We start from the raw sequence: 19,123 nt of genomic DNA on the forward strand, positions 1-19,123 counted from the left end.
TCCGCCGAATTCAGGTGCCGCGGCGATAGACCCCGTCGGCCTCGATCCAGTGCAACACGTCGCGGTGATCGCGCAGCCAGGCACGCAAGGCGGCTTGTTCGGCCGAGCCTGCCAGCCAGCGACCTGTGTCCGCCAGGGTCGGGGGCAACGGCAAGGTGGCGGCCAGCGCGTGGACGGGCAGCACCCGGCAGCGCCCCGCGCCGTGATCCAGTTTGATCGCCTGGGCAGGCAGATGGTCGAGAATGATATCGGCTGCCGTCAGGTCGCCGCAGAGCAGTCGTCCGGCGGCAAGCAGTGACACGGTCATGGGATCGGTCTCGGCTGCCCATTGCTGCGACAGCTGCCCGACATGACGGCGAAAGGCCTCGAAGATGTCGCCGTCGGTGGCAGGCTCGAAATAGCCTGGCGTGCGCGGACTGTTGCCGCCCAGGCAGTCGAGCGCCCGCAGGCGCTGCGGTCCGAGCGGTTGAAGATGGGCCGTTCTATCCATGTCGATGTCGCCTATCGTCCCGGCACCAGCAGGCCGCTTTCGTTGACCATCAGCGGCGCCACCCGCTGCGCCGGAATCATGCGCACGATGCTGCCGGACGGTACCTGGTTCAAGATCACGAACTCGTTCTCCAACTGCAGGCCCTGCCATCCCAGCGGGCTGATGGCCTGGCTGCGCGGCATGCGGATCACATAGATCACGCCCTCATCGCCGAAGTTCGCCGCAATGCCCGGCAGGTTGGTGGTCGGGATGCCGGTTGAACCCAGCGGCAACCCCGCCAATCCCTCCGGCGCGGCGAAAGGCGGGATCGGCTGCGTATGCCATCGCGCCGTATAGCCGGCGATCTCGGCGTCGCTCAGGCCCAGTGTTCGCATGCGCGCGACCAGCTCCTGCGACGCAGCGACTCCCTCCTGTCGCGCCAGCGGGCTCAGGATCTGGCCGGTGGCGATGTCCTGGCCGCGATACAGCACGATCACGCCGCGACGGTTGAGCCACCATTGCGAGACCTGCCCGGCCATGCCGCGCGTCGACAGGATTTGCTGGGCCTGGACCGCCGTCAGCGGTGCCTGTGCGGCGCGCTCGGCCAGCACGCGCGTGAGGGCGATGTCCGACTGGCTGACACCGTAGGTGGCCAGACGATCCAGGCCATAGGTGCCGGCCCGTCCGATCAGGCGGAAACCGCCGGGGACAACAAAGCCGATCACGGCGCCGGTGGTGGCGTCGAACAGGTACATCAACGGTGGCGAGGCCTGGCCGCGTGCGACGTCGCTGGTGGCCCGGAGGCTGACGTTGGTTGCGGCACCGGCCAATGCCATGCGCCCGAGAAAACCCAGGCCCAGCCGGGCGCCGATGCCGATGGCGCCGGCTGGCACCACGAAGAGACACAGCGCCTCGGCGATGATCTGGCCCGGTGACGGACCGGGTATCGGCGTGTCGCGCGGACCGGGTGCGTTGGCGACGCCCGGACGCAGCAGCACATACAACCCGACACCGATGGCAACGAACCATACCAGCGGATGAAGCTGCTGTGGGTCGGCGCCATGGCGGACGGGTCGGGCCACGGGCAAGGCGCTGATGGCCTCGGCTTCGTGCTCGACGACGGCGGACGGGGCAATGCGGCCGGTGCGCGCTGCCAGCTGGACCTGGGCGAGGTGCACAAGTTCGTGACGCAGAACCGCGTCGAGGTGCTCCGGCCGGCCGTCATCCACAAAGATGCGATCGCCGTACACGAAACCGGCGGCGCCCAGCCGGCGGGCCGCGCGTTGCGCCGCCGTGTCCGTGTGCAGCCAGAACCGCGGCGGCAGCTGCGCTTCCAGGCCGCCGAGCCACCGCCGCGTGTCGGGCGTGAGATGGGTGTGCCCGTCGACTCCGCGCGACTGCGTCAGCAGCGTCTCGAATGCGGTCGGCTGCAACGATGATGTGGAGACATCGCCGGGATTGTACATTGCGAGTTTCCCAGATGGCGAACCGGAACGTGCAATTTCAACCCTGAATATGGCAAGCGGTTGACAGCGCCGCTGCGCTCACATCTCCCACGGCGGTGGTTCGAACTTGGCCGACAGGAAATCGACGAACGCCGTCACCTTGGGCGGCAGCAGACGGCGGTGCGGATAGACGGCGTGGATCGGGATCGTGTCGTCGGGTGTGAACGGCGTCAGCACCTGCTTGAGGCGGCCTTCGCGGATGGCCTTGGCGACGGTGAGGCGGGTCAGTCGCACGATGCCGACACCGGCCTCGGCGAGATGGAACAGCATGTCCCCGTCGTCGGCGCGGCAGTTGCCGCGCACCTGGGTCTCGCGCAACTCGCCGTCGATGACGAACGGCCAGCGGTTCATGTACATGCGATCGCGGAAGCCCAGGCAGTTGTGCCCGGCCAGGTCGTTGGGATGCGCCGGCTCGCCGTGGCGCGCGAGGTAGCTGGGTGCCGCCACCACGATACGACGATCCTCGCCGACCTTGCGGGCCACGAAGCTGGAGTCGGCCAGCACGCCGATGCGGAAGGCGACGTCGAAGCCCTCCTGCACCAGGTCGACCACCCGGTCGGTGAACGACAGGTCGAGTTCGATGCCGGGGTGCAGTTTCAGGAACTCCGGCACCAGCGGCAGGATCTGGTGCGAGCCGAACGCCAGCGATGTCGTGACCTTGAGCAGCCCGCGCGCCTCGCCGCCGCGCTGGCCGATGGCGGCCTCGGCCGCTTCGACGTCGCCGATGATGCGCGCGGCGTCGCGGTAGAACGCTTCACCGGCCTCGGTCAGCGCCAGCTTGCGGGTCGTGCGGTTGAACAGCCGCACACCCAGTCGTTCTTCCAGCCGCGTGATCAGCTTGCTGATCGCCGACGGCGTCAATCCAAGCTGCGGCGCGGCGGCCGAGAAGCCGTTGGCCTCGACCACCTTCACGAACGCCGTCATGTCGCCGATCCGGTCCATTACCCTGATTATTGACCGAAATTCACAACGGTCCCAATCTTGACGTCTATTCCACGCGAATCAATCCTGAATTAGCATGATGGTGGGAATAGGCGATGACCGAATCCGGCCTTTGGCGCCAGTACGCCCGCTACAACACACTGGCCAACGAACGACTGTACGATGCTTGCGCCGGGCTCGACGCCGCCACCCGCGAGCGCGATATCGGTGCGTTCTTCGGCAGCCTGCACGGCACCCTCAATCACCTGCTGCTGGGTGATCGCATCTGGATGGCCCGCTTCGCCGGTGAAACGGCGCCGTCGACCAACCTCGATGCGATTCTGTTCGACGCCTTCGATGCGCTACGCGCTGCCCGCACAGTCATGGATGCGCGCATCGAGGCGTTTTTTGCCACGGCCTCCGCGGACTTCTGGAATCGCCCGGTGCGCTACATCAACAACGAAGGCCGTGTGTTCGAGGACCAGCCCTTGCTGCTGGTGCCGCACTTCTTCAATCACCAGACACATCATCGCGGCCAGGCGCATGCGCTGTTGTCTCAGCTGGGCCTGGGCAAGCGCACGCCGGTTCTCGATCTGCACCGCGTGATCAAACCGCTGCCCGGCATCTAGAGGCCGGCGCTTCAGATCACGTTCTGGCCTTGCAGGCGCGCGACGTCGTCGTCGGTGTAACCCAGCTCGCGCAGGATCTGCGGACCATGCGCGCCCAGCTCAGGCCAGTGGGTGTTGATGCGCCCTGGCTCGTCGCGGAACTTGATGGGGATACCGAGGTGCTTCAGGCCGCGGTCGTCGGTCACCACCATCCGGCGGTGCGCCACGTGCGGATCGAGGGTCGCCTCGACCATGTCCCGGACCGGCGAGAAGCAGATGTCGCGGCCGGCGAACCAGTTCTGCCACTCGGCCAGGGTCTTCAGGCGGAACGTCGTGCGCAAGAAATCGCGCACCGGGTCCTCGACCGGGCCAGGGCCCTGTTGGCACAGCGCCACCAGGTCGGGTCGGCCGAGATCGGCCAGCAGGTTGCGGGTGAATTTCAGCTCCGAGCCGCCCAGCACGAGATGGCGGCCATCGCGCGTCTCGTAGATGTTGTACATCGCATGCCCGCCCCACGTGCGTTCGTGGCGCGGATTGGGCATGCGGTTCTCGGCGAACGTCGGGCCCATCACGTTGGGCATCCAGGCCAGCAGCGTGTCCATCATGGCGATGTCGATGTAGTCGCCACGACTGGTCTGCGTGCGGCGCAGCAGCGCCATCAGGATGCCGTTGAGCGCCATCAGCGAGGCCGTGGCATCGGCTGCCGGCACCGCCGGCATGGCGGGCGCGCCGTCCGATCCGAGATTGGCCGCCAGCAGGCCGACCTCGGCCTGGATGCCGAGATCGTGCGTGGGCCGGTCGCGCGACGGGCCGTCCTGGCCGTAGGCCGAGATCGAGCAGTAGACCACGCGCGGCGCCCGCACTTTCACCGCGTCATAGCCGACACCCAGCCGATCGACCACGCCGGGGCGGAACGACTCGACGATCACATCGGCGCGTTCGGCCAGCTGCATGAAGATCTCGACTGCCGCGGGTTGCTTGAGGTCGAGTACCAGGCTGCGCTTGCCGCGCTGCGTGTTGCGGAAATAGACGGTGGTGCCGGCCTCGCGCACGCCGATCTGCCGCGTCGGCTCACCGGTCGGCGGCTCGATGCGAATCACGTCGGCGCCGTGGTCGGCCATCATCATCGTCAGGTGCGGGCCGGGCAGGAAGGAAGACAGATCCAGGACTTTGATGCCGTCGAGCTTCATCGGGTGGTTCCTACAGACATGTCATCCCGAGCGCAGCGAGGGATCTCCCGCGGAAGAGACACGGCACGCCAATCGCAGAGATCCCTCGCTGCGCTCGGGGTGGCACCTTGGTCACACCGGATTCCGTTCGATGAGTTGCCGCGCGATGATCAGCCGCTGGATCTCGTTGGTGCCTTCGCCGATGCACAGCAGCGGCGCGTCGCGGTAGTAGCGCTCGACGTCCATCTCCTTGGAATAACCGTAGGCGCCGTGGATGCGCAGCGCCTCGGTGGCGTTCTCCAGCGCCGCCTCGGTGGCGAACAGCTTGGCCATGCCGGCCTCCATGTCGCAGCGCCGGCCGTCGTCGTAGGCCTTGGCCGCCTGCTCGACCAGTAGCCGCGCCGCCTCGACACGCGTGGCCATGTCGGCGAGCTTCAGCGCGATCGCCTGGTGCTGGTGGATCGGCTTGCCCATGGTCTTGCGGATCTGGGTGTAGCCGGCGGCCGCCTTCAGCGCCGCGGTGGCGACGCCGACGCCGCGGGCCGCGACGTTGATGCGGCCCAGCTCCAGGCCGCCCGCGGTGTGCACGAAGCCCTTGCCCTCGGCCTCGCCGATCAGGTTGGCGGCCGGCACGCGGTAGTCCTGGAAGATCAGCTCGGCCGAATCGATGCCCTTGTAGCCCAGCTTCTCGAGCTTGCGGCTGACGGTGAAGCCAGGCCCCTTCTCGGCGAGGAACATCGACAGGCCCTTGTGCCGCGGCTCGACGTCCTCGGTCTTCACCAGGATTGCGACGCAGTGGCCGTGGATGCCGTTGGAGATCCAGGTCTTGGTGCCGTTGATCACGTAGTGATCGCCATCGCGCACGGCGCGCGTGCGGATCGCCTGCAGGTCGGTGCCGCAGTCGGGCTCGGTCAGCGCCAGTCCGCCGCGCATCTCGCCGCTGGCGAATTTGGGCAGATAGCGGTTCTTCTGCGCCTCGCTGCCGAAGCGCTGCACTGCCGACGCCATGATCAGGTGCGAGTTGAAGATGCCGGACAGCGACATCCAGACTTCGGCGACCTCGGTTACGATCTTGGAATAGGTCGACGCCCCCAGGCCGAGCCCGCCATAGGCGCGGCGGATCGTGGCGCCGAACAGGCCAAGCGCCGTCATCTGCGCCACCATGTCGGCCGGCCAGACATCGTCGTGCTCGAGCTGACGGGCGTACGGCTTCACGTCGCGCGCCAACCACTTGCGCACGGAGTCGAGGATCTGCGCCTCCTCTTCCGGCGTCACGGCTTCGTTGTCGAGACGATCTGTCGATTGGGTCATGTCAGCGCTCATATGCCTGCATGGTGAGCTTGTCGAACCATGAGGGCCGTTCTAACCGCGGTGCATGGTTCGACAAGCTCACCATGAAGCTGATTAGTAGTTCGCCTTGTCGTCGACCGCATGCCCGCGCTTGGGGATCAGCATCTGGCGCGTGAACTCCATCACGCGGCTGCCGTCCTGCTTGTGGGCGGTGGTCTTCACCGTGACGATGCCGGCCGTCGGCCGCGATTGCGACTCGCGCTTGGCCAGCACCTCGCTCTCGGCGTACAGCGTGTCGCCGTTGAAGACCGGCGCCGGCATCTTGATGTCGGTCCAGCCGAGATTGGCGATGGTCTTCTGGCTGACGTCGGATACCGACATGCCGGCTACGATCGACAGGGTCAGGCACGAATTCACGATCGGCTGGCCGAATTCGCTGTGGCGTGCGTACTCCTTGTCGAAGTGCAGCGGATGCTGATTCATGGTCAGCAGGGTGAACCAGGTGTTGTCGGCTTCGGAGATCGTGCGGCCGGGCCGGTGCTCGTAGATGTCGCCGACCTCGAAATCCTCATAATAGCGCCCGTAGGATTCGCGGGTGCGCCGCGCGCCCACAGGCCGCGCCGTCGCGACCATGCGTTCCTCCATCCTGTATACTGGCGATTACGGCACCGGGTCGCGGTGAACGCAAGCGGCCGGGTCCGCCTGTCGAGAGGAGTGTCATGATTGCCGTCGAGTTGGCCATCGTCATCGTCCTGATTGTCATCAACGGGCTGTTGTCGATGTCGGAAATGGCCGTGGTGTCGTCGCGTCGGGCGCGGCTGAAGCCGCTGGCCGATCGCGGCAGCCGGGGTGCGCGCCAGGCGCTGGCGCTGGCGGATGCGCCCGGGCGTTTCCTGTCGACGGTGCAGATCGGCATCACCCTGATCGGCGTGCTGGCCGGCGCCTTCAGCGGCGCCAACCTGTCGGCCAGGCTGGCGGAAGCGCTCGTCGGCTACGGCGTACCGGCCAAGACGGCCGACAATGTCGCGCTGGGCCTGGTGGTGGCTGCGATCACCTACCTGTCGCTCATCATCGGCGAACTGGTGCCCAAGCAGCTCGCGCTGCGCTCGCCCGAGCGCATTGCCGCCGGCGTGGCGGGACCGATGAGCATCGTGGCGAAGATCGCGACGCCGGCCGTGGTGCTGCTCGACTGGTCGTCGGCCGCCGTGCTGCGGCTGTTCGGCCGCGCCGGTGAACGCCAGCACGTCACCCAGGAAGAAATCCGCGCCATGATCGCCGAAGCCGAGTCGGCCGGCACCGTCGACCCCGACGAGCGCCGCATGCTGGCCGGCGTCATGCGGCTGGCCGATATCTCGGTGCGCGCCATCATGACGCCGCGGCTGGATATCGAGTGGGTCGATGTGGCCGCCGCCGATGCGGTTCTCCTGGCGGCCATCCGCGACTCCGAGCGGACGCGGCTGCTCGCCTGCGAAGGCAGCGCGGACAATGTCGTCGGCGTGCTTCATGTCCGCGATTTCCTGCTCGACCGCCTGGGCGGCGGCGCCAAGCCGATCCGCGACATGCTGCACCAGCCCATCCTGCTGCCCGACACGTTGGATGCGCTGGAGGCGCTCGACCGCCTGCACGGTGCCGTCGACGCGCTGGGCCTCGTGATCGACGAATACGGTCACAGCGAAGGGGTCGTGACACCGGCCGACGCCCGCCGGGCCGTGCGCGGCGGTGCGGTGTCGGTCACCGCCGACGACGACCCGAAAGTGGTGGCGCGCGCCGACGGGTCGTGGCTGGTCAGCGGCGCGCTGGCCGTCGAAGTGCTGGAAGATACGCTGGGTGTGCCGCTGCCCCGGGACCGCGACTATCACACCGTGGCCGGCCTGATCCTGCATGAGATGCGGCGCATCCCGGCCGTGGCCGAGGCCATCGTGATCGACGGCTGGCGCCTGGAGGTCGTCGACATGGACGGCCGCCGGATCGACCAGGTGCTGGTGGCGAAGACAGGGTAGAAAACACGAAGGGCGGCCCGTGGGCCGCCCTCGCTGTCAGCCGAAGACGCGGCGCGCTTAGGCGGCCTGCTTCAGCATGGTGTTCAGCACGCCCTGCAGCTTCTGCGTCGCGGTATCCTTGTCGATACGCTCGACGGCGGCCAGTTCACGGGCCAGACGGTCCAGCGCCGCCTCGTAGATCTGGCGCTCGCTGTAGGACTGGTCGGGCTGGCCGGCATTGCGGTGCAGGTCGCGCACGACCTCGGCGATCGACACCGGGTCGCCCGAGTTGATCTTGGCTTCGTACTCCTGGGCGCGGCGGTTCCACATCGCGCGGCTGACGCGCGAGCGGCCCTTCAGCGTCGTGAGTGCGCTGTCCATGATCTTGCGGGAGCTCAGCTTGCGCAGGCCCGAGATCTTGGCCTTGGCCACCGGCACGCGCAGGGTCATGCGATCCTGCTCGAACGAGATCACGAACAGATCGAGCTTGTGGCCGGCGATCTGACGCGCCTCGATATCGACCACACGGCCAACGCCATGGGTCGGGTAGACGACGAAATCGCCCTTGTCGAACACCAGATCCGACGCCTTCGGCTCGGGAGCCTTGACGACGGGAACGGCGGGCTTGGCTGCCGCGGGCTTGTCTGCTGCCAACTTCACGGCGGGGGACTTGCTGCTCTTCATCTCACTCTTCACTTTGGTTGCAGTTATCTTACTGCGGGCGTCGCTCTTCCCTCGCGCCACGAGCCTTGTACGGGCGTCAGGCTTGGCTTTGCCGGCGCTCTTCGCCGACGCCCGGGCCGCGGCACGAATCTTGGCCGCAGTCACACTCTTCTTCGTGGCCATCTCGGGTCCCTCTTCACCTGCTTTGGCCGCCGTCGATTCCAGAACCTGCACGCCGCGTCCCAAATCGCGATTCCGAACTCTGATCTTGTCTTCAGCCACGCACCCCACTACACATACGCAAAGGACGAACGATCCCCTCCGCCTGTAGCGGTGTCTTCGTTCCCCCAGCAAACTCTGGCTGAGACCGACCGGTGAGATCGGGCGTGCGGTGGTCCCCTCGAACCGCCGTCATGCAATTGTTTTAATACCACAAAGTAACGCTGGAGTCGCGGCCAATGTTGCAAAATAGCAACGCTTGGCGCGCAGAGGGGCTCGTCAAGCCATGCAGGGCTTGCAGAGCTTGATAAAAATTGATGAGCGACTCACCGCTTCGGGTGATTAGCGCTTGGCCGGCTCCGGGCTGAACAACGTATCAAACTTGTTCGGTTGACCCTTGAACGTTTCGGCATCAGCCGGCGCGTCGCCTTTACGGGTAATATTTGGCCACTTGGCCGAATATTCGCGATTGACCTCCAGCCAGCGCTCCTGGTCCCCGTCGGTATCGGGCTTGATCGCCTCGGGCGGACATTCGGGCTCACACACGCCGCAGTCGATACACTCGTCCGGATTGATGACGAGCATGTTCTCGCCTTCGTAGAAGCAGTCGACCGGACAAACCTCAACGCAATCCATGTACTTGCACTTGATGCAAGCTTCAGTGACGACATAGGCCATAGACGGCTCCACGGAGACCGGAAGACAAGGCGTGCGCGCTCTTAGCCTGCGTTGTTGCAGTGCGCAAGGACGCTCGACAATTTGCATACGGGCAATGCTCGCCACCCGCAGGTCGCGCGCCGCAACCGACCAATCCCCGGATGTGCGGACATTCTAGAAATCCGTGACGCGCCCGTTGAACTGCCAGTCGCCGTAGCGCGTGGGCTCGGGACCGGGCGGACCACCGATTTCCGTCGGTCGGGGCGGCGTCGGGGATGCCGTCAGCTGCGGCTGCGCGGTCGCCGGCGTCGCACGGTCGCCCGCCGTGTTCTCGGCGGTGGGAAGAGGGGTCTGTGACGTTACGCCCATCTCTCGGATATGGCCCCCGGCGGCTGCCTTGCCAAGGCTTGATCGCGGTGGTGCTGTGCCCATGTCTGATGCTGTCGCGGGCGCCCTCCTGGTGACGGTGCCGCGATGGAGGGTTTTGATGAACTACATTCGTACCGGTCTCTTGCTGGCGGCGTTGACCGCGCTGTTCCTGGTTGTCGGCTACGCGCTGGGCGGCCAGAGCGGCATGCTGATCGCACTGGTGATTGCGGTGGTCGGCAACGCGGCGTCGTTCTGGTTCAGCGACAGCATCGTGCTGCGGATGTATGGCGCCCGCGAGGTCGGGCCCCAGGATGCGCCGGCTTTCTACGGCATTGTCCAGCAGCTGGCGCAGCGCGCCGGCCTGCCGATGCCGCGCGTCTACCTGATCGACACCGACCAGCCCAACGCCTTCGCCACCGGGCGCTCGCCGGAGAAGGCCGCCGTCGCGGCGACCACCGGCCTGCTCAACGGGCTGTCGCGTGAGGAGATCGCCGGCGTGATGGCGCACGAACTGGCGCACGTGAAGCATCGCGATACGCTCACCATGACCGTGGCGGCGACGATCTCGGGCGCCATCGGCGCCCTGGGCCAGATCTTCATGTTCCAGTCCCTGTTCGGGCGCCGTGACGAGGGCGACCGCGGCGGCGGTGGGCTGGGCATGATCGGCGGCCTGGCCGCCATGATCCTGGCGCCGCTGGCGGCGTCGCTGGTGCAGATGGCGATCAGCCGCAGCCGCGAATACGAAGCCGACCGCGGCGGCGCCGAGATCTGCGGCAATCCGCTGTGGCTCGCCTCGGCGCTGGGCAAGCTCGAGATGCTGGCGCGCGGTGGCGTCGTCAACGAACCGGCTGAGCGCAATCCGGCGACGGCGCATTTGTTCATCGTCAACCCGCTGTCCGGTGGCGGCTTCGCCAGCCTGTTCTCGACGCACCCGTCGATGGAGGACCGCATCGCCCGCCTGCAGCACATGGCCGGCGCGACGTCCGGTGGCGATGCCTATGCACCGCGTCCCACCGCGGCCGGTGCCGGCCCGTGGGGAGCGGCACCGCCGCCCGCGCGTGGGCGCGGCCGCCCCTGGGAGACCGGCCCGGTGCAGCGCGCACCGCGCCGCGGCCCCTGGGGTTGACGCCGGATCGCCGCCGTCACCGGCATTGATGCTCGGATGCCTCGGCCCCGCACGTCGCGGGACCGGGGCATCGTCGCACGTGCCGCTGGCCAACGCGGCAAGTCCCCTATAACGACACCCGCACGAGACCATTGATGCGCCGCGATGTGAGTCGCCGGCGCGAAGGGATAACCCATCGTCCATGCCGACTCCTCCGTCAGCCTCCGGACCAGGCGGTGATTTGATGGCCAGCCGGCGCGTGGCGCTGGCTGTCCTGCAGTCCGTGTTGCGCCAGGCCCAGCCGCTGGAAGAAACGATTACCCGCCATCCCGGCTTCGCGCCGCTGGACCCGCGGGATCGCGCGTTCGTGCGCCTGCTGGTCGCTACGGTTCTGCGCCGGCTCGGCGAGATCGATGCGGTGCTGGCGGGCTGCCTGGAGAAGCCGCTGCCCGAGGATGCCGACAAGGTTATCGACGCGCTGCGGATCGGTGTCGCCCAGTTGCTGTTCCTCGACACGCCGGCGCACGCCGCGGTCGATACATCGGTGCGGCTGGTGGCGGGTTCACCCCTGGACCGCTTCAAAAGCTTGGTGAACGGTGTCCTGCGGCGGCTGTCGCGCGAGCGCGCCGCGATGGTACCGCCGGCCGACGCCGGGCGGCTGAATACGCCCGACTGGCTCTGGCAGTCGTGGGTGGCAGCCTACGGCGAGGCGACGGCGCGGGCCATGGCCGAGCAGCATTTGCGCGAAGCGCCGCTCGATTTCAGCCTGCGCGACCCGGCATCGGCCGACGCATGGGCGCGCCGGCTGGACGCCGAGATCCTGCCCCAGGGCAGCCTGCGGCGGGCCGCCGGCGGCCGCATCGAAGACCTGCCGGGCTACGCCGAGGGCGCCTGGTGGATCCAGGACGCGGCGGCGGCACTGCCGGTGCGCCTGCTGGGCGATCTGCGCGGTCGGGTCGTGATCGACCTGTGCGCTGCGCCGGGTGGCAAGACCCTGCAACTGTTGGCGGGCGGGGCGCAGGTCACGGCCGTCGACCTGTCGGCCCGCCGCATGAAACGGCTGGCGGACAACACGCGCCGCGTCGGTGTCGCGGCGGACCTGGTGACGGCTGATGCGGCGCAATGGCGGCCGGCGGCGGCGGCCGATGCCGTGCTCCTTGATGCGCCCTGCAGCGCCACCGGGACCCTGCGCCGGCATCCCGATATCGCGCGCGCCAAGGGGCCGGCCGATATCGCGCGCCTGGCGGTCGTGCAGGACCGCCTGCTGGTGGCTGCCGCCGAGATGCTGCGGCCGGGCGGCACGCTGGTCTATGCCGTCTGCTCGCTTCAGCCGGAGGAAGGGCCGCAGCGCGTCGCGGCAGCGGTGCGGACGTTGCCGTTGGACCGTCTACCGGTCGAGGCCGACGAATTGCCCGATCTCGGTGAGGCGCTGACGCCCGACGGTGACGTCCGGACGTCGCCCTCCTTCTGGTCGTCACGCGGTGGCATGGACGGCTTTTTCATCGCCCGATTGCGTCGGCGTGGGTAAGTCGATTTTTGCAACCTGATATCACCAAGATTAGTAGCATTCAGGGCGTCGCTAACGGGGTTTTGACGTGGCCCAGTGAATTGATTTTGTTGCAATTATTGGGAAAACAGCGCCACGATCGGATGTTTTTCCGTCCAATTTGGAAACTTTCTTTGACATTTCAATCACGAAAAAGTACAACGTTTTCGTGTCCGAGATAACGGCACAGGCACCGACCGAACGATGCGGTGCACCCATAAAAGTGGTTGCGAGTTGATCGGGCGTACCGGACCCGTCCATTCGGTCCGGCCATTCAATCAAGGGTATGGGAGGATTGCGGTTTCGCTGATCGACGCAGTGGTGAACTGCGTCAGCGTCCCCTCACCGAAGCACCCTCGCTCGTCGCGGTTGGTTGGAACCGTCTGATGCGCACAGGGCGCCGAGCACAACCTCGACACCGATCGTCTCTCCTCTCTCTCTTCGACGGTGTGGCGGGTGGGTTCAGCGACGGCGGGCGAGGTGCCACCTCGACGGAGGGCTGCAGATCGGCGGCAACCGCAGCGTTCTTCCCTGCTTACGGCAAAACAATAAGTCAGGAACGAAAAGACTGTTGTGCGGCGGCAAACCGTCGAAACAGCAGTTCCGGATCGATCCGAGGAAGGGGAGCATGGCTGTCCGCAATCGCTCCAGTGTCGTGGATATTGAGATCGCCGACATGGCCATCGGCAACAGTGCCCATGGCCCGTGCATCGACGAAGACTGGTACTACGTCGGCAGTACCGACAATTACGCGCGCCGCATCGAGGGCGCGTCGCCAGCTGGCGGGCGTGTAAACCACATCGTGCTGTGGAACTGCGGCGATGCCGACGGTGACGCGGCGAACAATACGTGCCCGTCGCTGATCGGCTCTGAACTGGGCAGTCCTTCGGCGGCTGCCGGCGACGTTTGCGTCACCTATGGCGCCGGCGCGGGGCCGGCACTGGCCACGATTACCATCGGTACGGCCAGCATCGTCTTTGATCCCCGAACCATCGCTGACGTCGTTCTGTGGAACAGCGCCGCCAAGGCAGGGCAACGACGCCCCGAGCTGTTCACGTGGGACACCAGCGCCCGCAGCGGTGCCGGCGCTTTCGTCTTCGCCGGGTACACCGGATAGACACGGTCGCGGGGCGGCGGTGATCGCTCTGCCCCGCGCTCCACACATGCTGTCGGGTAGCAGGTCAGCCCACCGAGCCGTTTCGGTCATGCGCGGTTCGTGACGCCATCCCCTGTGGTCCGGAGCAGACAGTCCCGCGGCAGAGTTCAATGTGCGCTGCGGGTGGCGGGAGAGGGGCGATCGGTACCCCACAGCCTTCGCTCTTCTCCGCCAACCGAACAGGTCCAGTGCGCGTCGATTTTATCGCTTTTCCAAGCACTTGGATGTGCCTTGGCGTCGTCGGTCGGGAGCGCGTTTCATGCTGAAATGCGACTTATTTCACAGACATCTTTCACGTTGTATTGACGTTTAGCTTTGACGGAATTCGGGTCCTGCGTTAGATTGTGTCCATTCTGGATGTAAGCGTTGAGTAACGCTTGACGAGGCGCCGAACGAGGGTCCGGCGCTTACGATGAAGGCGTGTCTGGTTGTAGGGGTTGAGCGATCGGGCGGGGAGCGCGCAGGCGCGGCTGTTCCGTCCAACGGGTTTTGCGCCCGACGCCGATCGTCGAGAGACGATCATGCGACCGGGGAGATGAGGCAGGCGCAGCGAGGTGCACCGGGAAAGGCACCGGCGCGCGCGGCCCGTCACAATCAGGCGCAGACCAGGGTGAACCGCCCGATCGCTCGTTCGCGTGGCCGCAGCTTGCCGGTGGGTGAGAATGACAATGCGCAATTTGATCGGGCTGCACTGGGATACCGCCATGGCGATGGCGCTGCTGGTCGGCTGTGTCTACCTGGTCACGATCGGGTAGACGGCGGCCGGTCGGCATCGAAGCGGGACCGGCAAACCAAAACAGAAGAGCGTGCGGGATGCGTAAGACAGCGGTGGCAGTGCGCTTCGACTCCGCCACGCGCCGCCTGGCCACCATCACCTTCGGCTTTACCGCGGCGACCGCGATGGCCGTTCTCGCCTGGGTAAGCCTGCTGGCGCGTCTCTGACCGGCGTCAAATGGCGAAGGTCGCCAATACCGGGACGTGATCGCTGGCCTTGTCCCAGTCGCGCGTGTCCTTGGCGATGCGGTAGCCGGTGATCGCACCGCCCAGTGCCGGCGTTGCCAGGATGTGATCCAGTCGACGGCCCCGGTCCGACTTGCGCCAGTCCAGATTGCGGTAGCTCCACCAGCTGTAGAGCTTCTGGTCTGCCGGAACGAAGCGGCGCGGCACGTCGATCCAGTCGCGCGATTGCATCATCTTGGCGAACAGCGCGACCTCGGTCGGTGTGTGTGACACCACATCGAGCAGCTGCTTGTGGCTCCACACGTCGTGCTCCAGCGGCGCGACGTTGAGATCGCCGACCGCGATCGATCGCTTGCCAAGCCGCGCGCCCTTCTTCGGCGCATCGGCCGTGAACCAGTCGGCCATCTCGCGATAGAAATCGAGCTTGTGGGCGAACTTCACGTTCTGCTGGGGGTCGGGAATGTCACCGCCGGACGGGATGTAGAGGTTGTCGACCACGATCGGATCGCCGCCCGTGTCGAGCCAGGCACGGACATGCCGGCAGTCCTCCTTGCCGCAACGGTGGTGAATGGCCGTGCCCGTGAACGGCACCCGGCTGATGATCGCCACGCCGTTGTAGCCCTTCATGCCGTGCACCAGGCGGTGCGTATAGCCCAGCTTGTCGAAGGCGCCGTGCGGGAAAAGATCGTCCGGGCACTTGGTCTCCTGCAAGCACAGGACGTCAGGCTTCTCTTTTTTCAGGAAGCGGGTGACGTTGAGGATGCGCAGGCGCACCGAGTTGATGTTCCAGGTCGCAACGGTGAGGGGCATGGGGGTGTGATCGTCGGAACGGCGGGAGAGGTTGTGGTGGTGATACTACGGGCGTCGGCGGACACCCAGCGTATCGAGCTGCTCGCGCACCAGATCGATGCGATCGCTGCCCCAGAACAGTTCGCCGTCGATGACGAACATCGGCACGCCGAAGACCCCGGCCGCTTCGGCGTCGGCCCGGATCCGGTCGTGCGTCGTGCCGCCCTCGCTCGCCGCAAACGCGGCGAAGCCGTTCGCGTCGGCGCCGGCGCGTTGCAGCACCGAGGCCACGACGTCGACGTCCTCGATGTCGAACGCGCGCTTCCAGAACAGCTCGAAGGCAAGGTCGAGATAGGCGCGCTGGACGCCCTGTCCTTCGGCGTACAGCATGCCGATCTGGGCCGGCCGCGAGTTGAAGATCTTCTCCGGCCCCTTCAGGACAAGGCCCTGCTTGTTGGCGTAGCGCCGGGCATCCATGTACGAGTACCGCACCCGCCGCCAGTGGTGGGGCGAACGGTCATCCACGGCGCCGAGATAGGACGGGATGTCGAGCGTATACGGCAGCCAGCGCAGCGCGATGTCGTAGTCCTCGACCAGTTGGTACGCCGGCGCCTTGGCGACGAAAGCGTAAGGGCTCTTGATGTCGGTGTAGAGCAGAACCGTCTTCGCCATCGCCGGCACTAGTCCTGCTTGGCCAGGCGCGTTTCGATCACGCGGGCCCACAGGGTGGCGCCCAGCGGCAGGGCCGTGTCGTTGAAGTCGTAGCCCGGGTTGTGCACCTCGCAGCCGCCTTCGCCGCCGCCGTTGCCGATCAGGATGAAGGCGCCCGGCACCTTTTCCAGCATGTAGGAGAAATCCTCCGACGCCATGACATAGCTGCCGTTGCGGTTGACGTTGTCCTCGCCGACGATGCCGGCGGCGACGTCGCCGATCCATTGCGCCTCGGTGGGGTCGTTGACCAGGGGCGGGAACACGACGCGCACGTCGGCTTTTGCCTCGCCGCCCAGGCTGCCGGCGATGCCGCTGGCGATGCGCTCGATCTTCTCCTTGATGGTGGCCATCACTTCCTTGCGGAAGGCGCGCACGGTGCCGCGCAGCACGGCTGTCTCCGGGATCACATTGTACGCGTCGCCGGCATGCATCTGGGTGATGCTGATCACCCCCGAGTCGATGGGCGCGATGGTGCGCGAGATCACGGTCTGCAGCGCCGTGATGATATGGCCACCGATCACCACCGGATCGACGCCGCTCTCCGGCCGCGCGCCATGGGCGCCCTTGCCCTTGATATGGATGTCGAACAGGCCGCCGCCGGCCATCATCGGGCCGGAGCGGATCTGGAACTTGCCGACATCGAGCTTGGGCCGGTTGTGCATGCCGAACACGGCCTCGCAGGGAAACTTCTCGAACAATCCGTCCTTGACCATGGCCTCGGCGCCGCCGCGGCCTTCCTCCGCCGGCTGGAAGATGAAATGCACCGTGCCGTCGAAGTTGCGGGTGGCGGCGAGATAGCGCGCCGCGCCCAGCAGCATGGTGGTATGGCCGTCATGGCCGCAGGCATGCATGCGGCCGGCGTGCTGCGAGCGATGGTCGAAGGTGTTGGTTTCGTCCATCGGCAGCGCGTCCATGTCGGCCCGCAGGCCGACGGCGCGCGGGTTGTTGCCGACCCGGATGGTGCCGACGACCCCGGTCTTGCCGATGCCGGTGGTGACCTCGCAGCCGAAGTCCCGCAGCTTGTCGGCGACGATCCGGCTGGTGCGCTCTTCCTCGAAGCCGAGCTCCGGATGGGCGTGGATGTCGCGGCGCCAGGTGGTCAGGTCGTCGGCGAAGGCAGCGATGCGCGGATCGATGGTCATCACGAAATCCCGTCAGCGAGGGCAGATCGGCCGGCACTCTAGCGCACGCGCCGGGCCGTGCGACAGGTGTTACGCTGGCAGGGCGGATACGCCCCAAGAGCGCACCGCCCGGAGGAGCATGAAGACCAGGGCCATCGTCAATCTCTTGGCCAACAAGGGCAGTGCGCAGCGGCGCTGGCCGGTATGGCAGCAAAAACTCGAGGCCGTCCTGGGCCCGCTCGATGTCGTGTTCACGTCGAGCCCGGGGCATGGCACCGCGCTCGCCCGCGCGGCGGTGGCCGACGGTTGCCTGCGCCTGATCGCCGCCGGCGGCGATGGTACCGTGAACGAGGTGCTGAACGGCCTCGTTGCGGACGACCGCCTGCTGGCACCGGATGCGATGCTGTGCCCGGTCCCGCTCGGTACGGCCAACGAACTGTGCCGGGCGCTGGGTTTCCTGGCGGCGCCCGATGGCGCGGTGCAGGCAGTCGCCTCGGGGCACACCCGCCTGATCGATGTGTTGCGCACCGACTGCCGGGGCCTGGAGGGCGCACCGGCGACCCGCTACGGCTATCTCGTGGCGAGCTTCGGTGGTGCCGCTACCATCAGCCATCGCACGTCGGCATCGCGATGGCTCAAGAAACTAGGGCAGGTCGCCTACTTCCTCATGACACCTGTCGTGACGATGACCTACCAGCCGCGCCGCGTGCGCGTGCAGGCGGACGACGAGCCGGCGACCGAGCAGACGATTTTCACCGGCATGATCGCCAACGCCGAGAACGGCGGCGGCGGCATGAAACTGGCGCCTGGTGCCGTCATCGACGACGGATGTCTCGACTTCGTGGCGTTCGGTGCGCTCAGCCGCGCCGAGATCCTCTTCAAGGTCATGCCCGGCCTGTACGACGGTCGCCACATCCGGCATCCCAAAGTGAGCCTGCGGCGCGGGCGGCGCTTTCGCTTCGACTGCGATGTGGAAACCCTGGTCGACGTGGACGGCGAGACGATCGGCAATCTGCCGCTCACGGTCACTGTTCTGGAACGTCTGCTGCGCGTACCGGTGCTGTAGTGGTTGAGATCGCTGTCATCCCGAGCGCAGCGCAGGATGACAGTTTCAACTCAGCTCGCGCGGCCCTGCGGTTTGCGGGGCAAATGGTCATCGATCGCCAGCCAGGGCATGGCGCTGTCACACCACAGATGCATCTGCGGCGCCACGGCGGTGGAGTCGTCGAGCGTCGTGGCCGCGATGTCGATGCCGGGATCGTCACCCCGTGTCGCTACCGGCCGCCAGGCCAGCGGGCTGCCACACATCGTGCAAAAGCCGCGCTCGGCCTCAGGGCTGGAACGGTACCATTGCGGCGCGCCGCGGTCGAAGACGATGCCGTCCGACGGCACGGTCAGCCACACCACCGCCGGCGCGCCATGGGCGCGCTGGCACATGCGGCAATGGCAATAACCGGTCCATGTCGCGGGCGCGGTCAGCCGATAGCGGACCGCACCGCACTGGCATCCACCGGCCGCCGGCGGCGTCATTAGCGCCAGAAGCCTTTTTCGCCTTCGGTCCGGGCGGTCGCCCGGTCAAGGCCGACATCGGCCAGCATGCGATCGTCGAGCGTCAGCAGCATGCGGCGCGAGCGCGCCATCTCAAGCCGCGACTGCAGGCGATCCAGCCCGATGCCGGGCAGGGTGAAGATGCGGGCGAACAGCCGGCCAGCGGCTGCCGAGGTTTCGAGATAGGTGTCCGCCATGAAAGCCATGGCTCAACTCCACTGAGGCATTGTATCGGGACAATTCCCGGCTCATCACCGCCTCGTTATCGGTAACATGGTGCTCTTGCGCTTCCGTCACAAACGATGCTTTCTTGTCCTCTGACACAGATTTTCTCATCC

General features: G+C 66.7%; 21 protein-coding genes. 7 read left to right on the plus strand and 14 right to left on the minus strand.

What is annotated here, in order from left to right; all coding sequences use genetic code 11:
* Positions 1 to 10: 10 nt before the first annotated feature.
* The 3 genes from FQU96_RS34750 to FQU96_RS34760 all read right to left on the minus strand — a co-directional run bounded on the left by FQU96_RS34750 (position 11) and on the right by FQU96_RS34760 (position 2,898).
* Positions 11 to 490, minus strand: coding sequence for a hypothetical protein (locus tag FQU96_RS34750; RefSeq protein WP_146545998.1), 480 nt, complete (start codon positions 488 to 490; stop codon positions 11 to 13).
* A gap of 11 nt (positions 491 to 501) precedes the next feature.
* Positions 502 to 1,935, minus strand: coding sequence for a DUF4157 domain-containing protein (locus FQU96_RS34755; protein WP_146545999.1), 1,434 nt, complete (start codon positions 1,933 to 1,935; stop codon positions 502 to 504).
* Between the two features lie 78 nt (positions 1,936 to 2,013).
* Positions 2,014 to 2,898, minus strand: a complete 885-nt coding sequence (locus FQU96_RS34760) for a LysR family transcriptional regulator (RefSeq protein ID WP_255468730.1) — start codon at positions 2,896 to 2,898, stop codon at positions 2,014 to 2,016.
* Positions 2,899 to 3,011: 113 nt separating this feature from the next.
* Between FQU96_RS34760 and FQU96_RS34765 the strand changes: the two genes are divergently transcribed.
* On the plus strand, positions 3,012 to 3,524 hold the full coding sequence (locus tag FQU96_RS34765) for a DinB family protein (RefSeq protein WP_146546001.1): 513 nt from the start codon (positions 3,012 to 3,014) through the stop codon (positions 3,522 to 3,524).
* A gap of 11 nt (positions 3,525 to 3,535) precedes the next feature.
* Here the strand turns inward: FQU96_RS34765 and FQU96_RS34770 are convergent, their stop codons facing one another.
* The 3 genes from FQU96_RS34770 to FQU96_RS34780 form a co-directional block, all read right to left on the minus strand.
* Positions 3,536 to 4,693 carry a CaiB/BaiF CoA-transferase family protein gene (locus FQU96_RS34770; RefSeq protein WP_146546002.1) on the minus strand — a complete coding sequence of 386 codons (1,158 nt, stop codon included), beginning with the start codon at positions 4,691 to 4,693 and terminating at the stop codon, positions 3,536 to 3,538.
* 111 nt (positions 4,694 to 4,804) lie between these two features.
* Positions 4,805 to 5,983 carry an acyl-CoA dehydrogenase family protein gene (locus FQU96_RS34775; protein ID WP_146546003.1) on the minus strand — a complete coding sequence of 393 codons (1,179 nt, stop codon included), beginning with the start codon at positions 5,981 to 5,983 and terminating at the stop codon, positions 4,805 to 4,807.
* Between the two features lie 93 nt (positions 5,984 to 6,076).
* Positions 6,077 to 6,595, minus strand: a complete 519-nt coding sequence (locus tag FQU96_RS34780; protein ID WP_146546004.1) for a MaoC family dehydratase — start codon at positions 6,593 to 6,595, stop codon at positions 6,077 to 6,079.
* A gap of 86 nt (positions 6,596 to 6,681) precedes the next feature.
* Between FQU96_RS34780 and FQU96_RS34785 the strand changes: the two genes are divergently transcribed.
* The gene (locus FQU96_RS34785; protein ID WP_146546005.1) at positions 6,682 to 7,962 is read left to right on the plus strand and encodes a hemolysin family protein; all 1,281 of its coding nucleotides are present in this window, start codon (positions 6,682 to 6,684) and stop codon (positions 7,960 to 7,962) included.
* Between the two features lie 57 nt (positions 7,963 to 8,019).
* Here the strand turns inward: FQU96_RS34785 and FQU96_RS34790 are convergent, their stop codons facing one another.
* From FQU96_RS34790 to FQU96_RS34800, 3 genes are all read right to left on the minus strand, one after another.
* Positions 8,020 to 8,886 (minus strand): CarD family transcriptional regulator, encoded by an 867-nt coding sequence (locus tag FQU96_RS34790; protein ID WP_255468731.1) that lies wholly within the window; start codon positions 8,884 to 8,886, stop codon positions 8,020 to 8,022.
* A gap of 279 nt (positions 8,887 to 9,165) precedes the next feature.
* Positions 9,166 to 9,501: a ferredoxin FdxA gene (fdxA, locus tag FQU96_RS34795; protein WP_146546006.1), complete on the minus strand. Its 336-nt coding sequence runs from the start codon at positions 9,499 to 9,501 to the stop codon at positions 9,166 to 9,168.
* Between the two features lie 153 nt (positions 9,502 to 9,654).
* On the minus strand, positions 9,655 to 9,849 hold the full coding sequence (locus FQU96_RS34800; RefSeq protein WP_146546067.1) for a succinate dehydrogenase assembly factor 4: 195 nt from the start codon (positions 9,847 to 9,849) through the stop codon (positions 9,655 to 9,657).
* 118 nt (positions 9,850 to 9,967) lie between these two features.
* On the opposite strand from FQU96_RS34800, the gene htpX reads away from it, so the two are divergent.
* The 4 genes from htpX to FQU96_RS42900 all read left to right on the plus strand — a co-directional run bounded on the left by htpX (position 9,968) and on the right by FQU96_RS42900 (position 14,598).
* A complete protein-coding gene (gene htpX, locus FQU96_RS34805) occupies positions 9,968 to 10,975 on the plus strand; it encodes a zinc metalloprotease HtpX (protein ID WP_146546007.1) in 1,008 nt (335 codons plus the stop codon).
* A gap of 223 nt (positions 10,976 to 11,198) precedes the next feature.
* The gene (locus FQU96_RS34810) at positions 11,199 to 12,482 is read left to right on the plus strand and encodes an RsmB/NOP family class I SAM-dependent RNA methyltransferase (RefSeq protein ID WP_255468734.1); all 1,284 of its coding nucleotides are present in this window, start codon (positions 11,199 to 11,201) and stop codon (positions 12,480 to 12,482) included.
* Positions 12,483 to 13,128: 646 nt separating this feature from the next.
* The gene (locus FQU96_RS34815) at positions 13,129 to 13,617 is read left to right on the plus strand and encodes a hypothetical protein (RefSeq protein WP_146546009.1); all 489 of its coding nucleotides are present in this window, start codon (positions 13,129 to 13,131) and stop codon (positions 13,615 to 13,617) included.
* A gap of 852 nt (positions 13,618 to 14,469) precedes the next feature.
* Positions 14,470 to 14,598, plus strand: coding sequence for a hypothetical protein (locus FQU96_RS42900; protein WP_255468735.1), 129 nt, complete (start codon positions 14,470 to 14,472; stop codon positions 14,596 to 14,598).
* Between the two features lie 6 nt (positions 14,599 to 14,604).
* On the opposite strand, the gene FQU96_RS34820 is transcribed toward FQU96_RS42900, so the two are convergent.
* Genes FQU96_RS34820 through FQU96_RS34830 form a run of 3 tightly spaced genes read right to left on the minus strand, consistent with a single transcriptional unit; the run spans position 14,605 to position 17,258 of the window.
* Complete coding sequence (locus FQU96_RS34820) at positions 14,605 to 15,426, minus strand: exodeoxyribonuclease III (protein WP_146546010.1); 822 nt, start codon at positions 15,424 to 15,426, stop codon at positions 14,605 to 14,607.
* A 45-nt stretch (positions 15,427 to 15,471) separates the two neighbouring features.
* Complete coding sequence (locus tag FQU96_RS34825; RefSeq protein WP_146546011.1) at positions 15,472 to 16,077, minus strand: DsbA family protein; 606 nt, start codon at positions 16,075 to 16,077, stop codon at positions 15,472 to 15,474.
* A gap of 8 nt (positions 16,078 to 16,085) precedes the next feature.
* Complete coding sequence (locus FQU96_RS34830; RefSeq protein WP_146546012.1) at positions 16,086 to 17,258, minus strand: M20 aminoacylase family protein; 1,173 nt, start codon at positions 17,256 to 17,258, stop codon at positions 16,086 to 16,088.
* Positions 17,259 to 17,376: 118 nt separating this feature from the next.
* Here FQU96_RS34830 and FQU96_RS34835 point away from each other — a divergent pair, with 118 nt between their 5' ends.
* Complete coding sequence (locus FQU96_RS34835) at positions 17,377 to 18,303, plus strand: diacylglycerol kinase family protein (RefSeq protein WP_178130917.1); 927 nt, start codon at positions 17,377 to 17,379, stop codon at positions 18,301 to 18,303.
* 50 nt (positions 18,304 to 18,353) lie between these two features.
* Here FQU96_RS34835 and FQU96_RS34840 read toward each other — a convergent pair whose 3' ends face one another.
* On the minus strand, positions 18,354 to 18,767 hold the full coding sequence (locus FQU96_RS34840; RefSeq protein WP_146546014.1) for a GFA family protein: 414 nt from the start codon (positions 18,765 to 18,767) through the stop codon (positions 18,354 to 18,356).
* Positions 18,767 to 18,991: a DUF1127 domain-containing protein gene (locus tag FQU96_RS34845; RefSeq protein WP_218574997.1), complete on the minus strand. Its 225-nt coding sequence runs from the start codon at positions 18,989 to 18,991 to the stop codon at positions 18,767 to 18,769. Before FQU96_RS34845 ends, FQU96_RS34840 begins: the two co-directional genes overlap by 1 nt.
* Between the last annotated feature and the right edge of the window lie 132 nt (positions 18,992 to 19,123).

The organism is Reyranella sp. CPCC 100927 (genome assembly GCF_007859315.1).
In the GTDB taxonomy this organism is placed as follows: Bacteria; Pseudomonadota; Alphaproteobacteria; order Reyranellales; family Reyranellaceae; genus Vineibacter.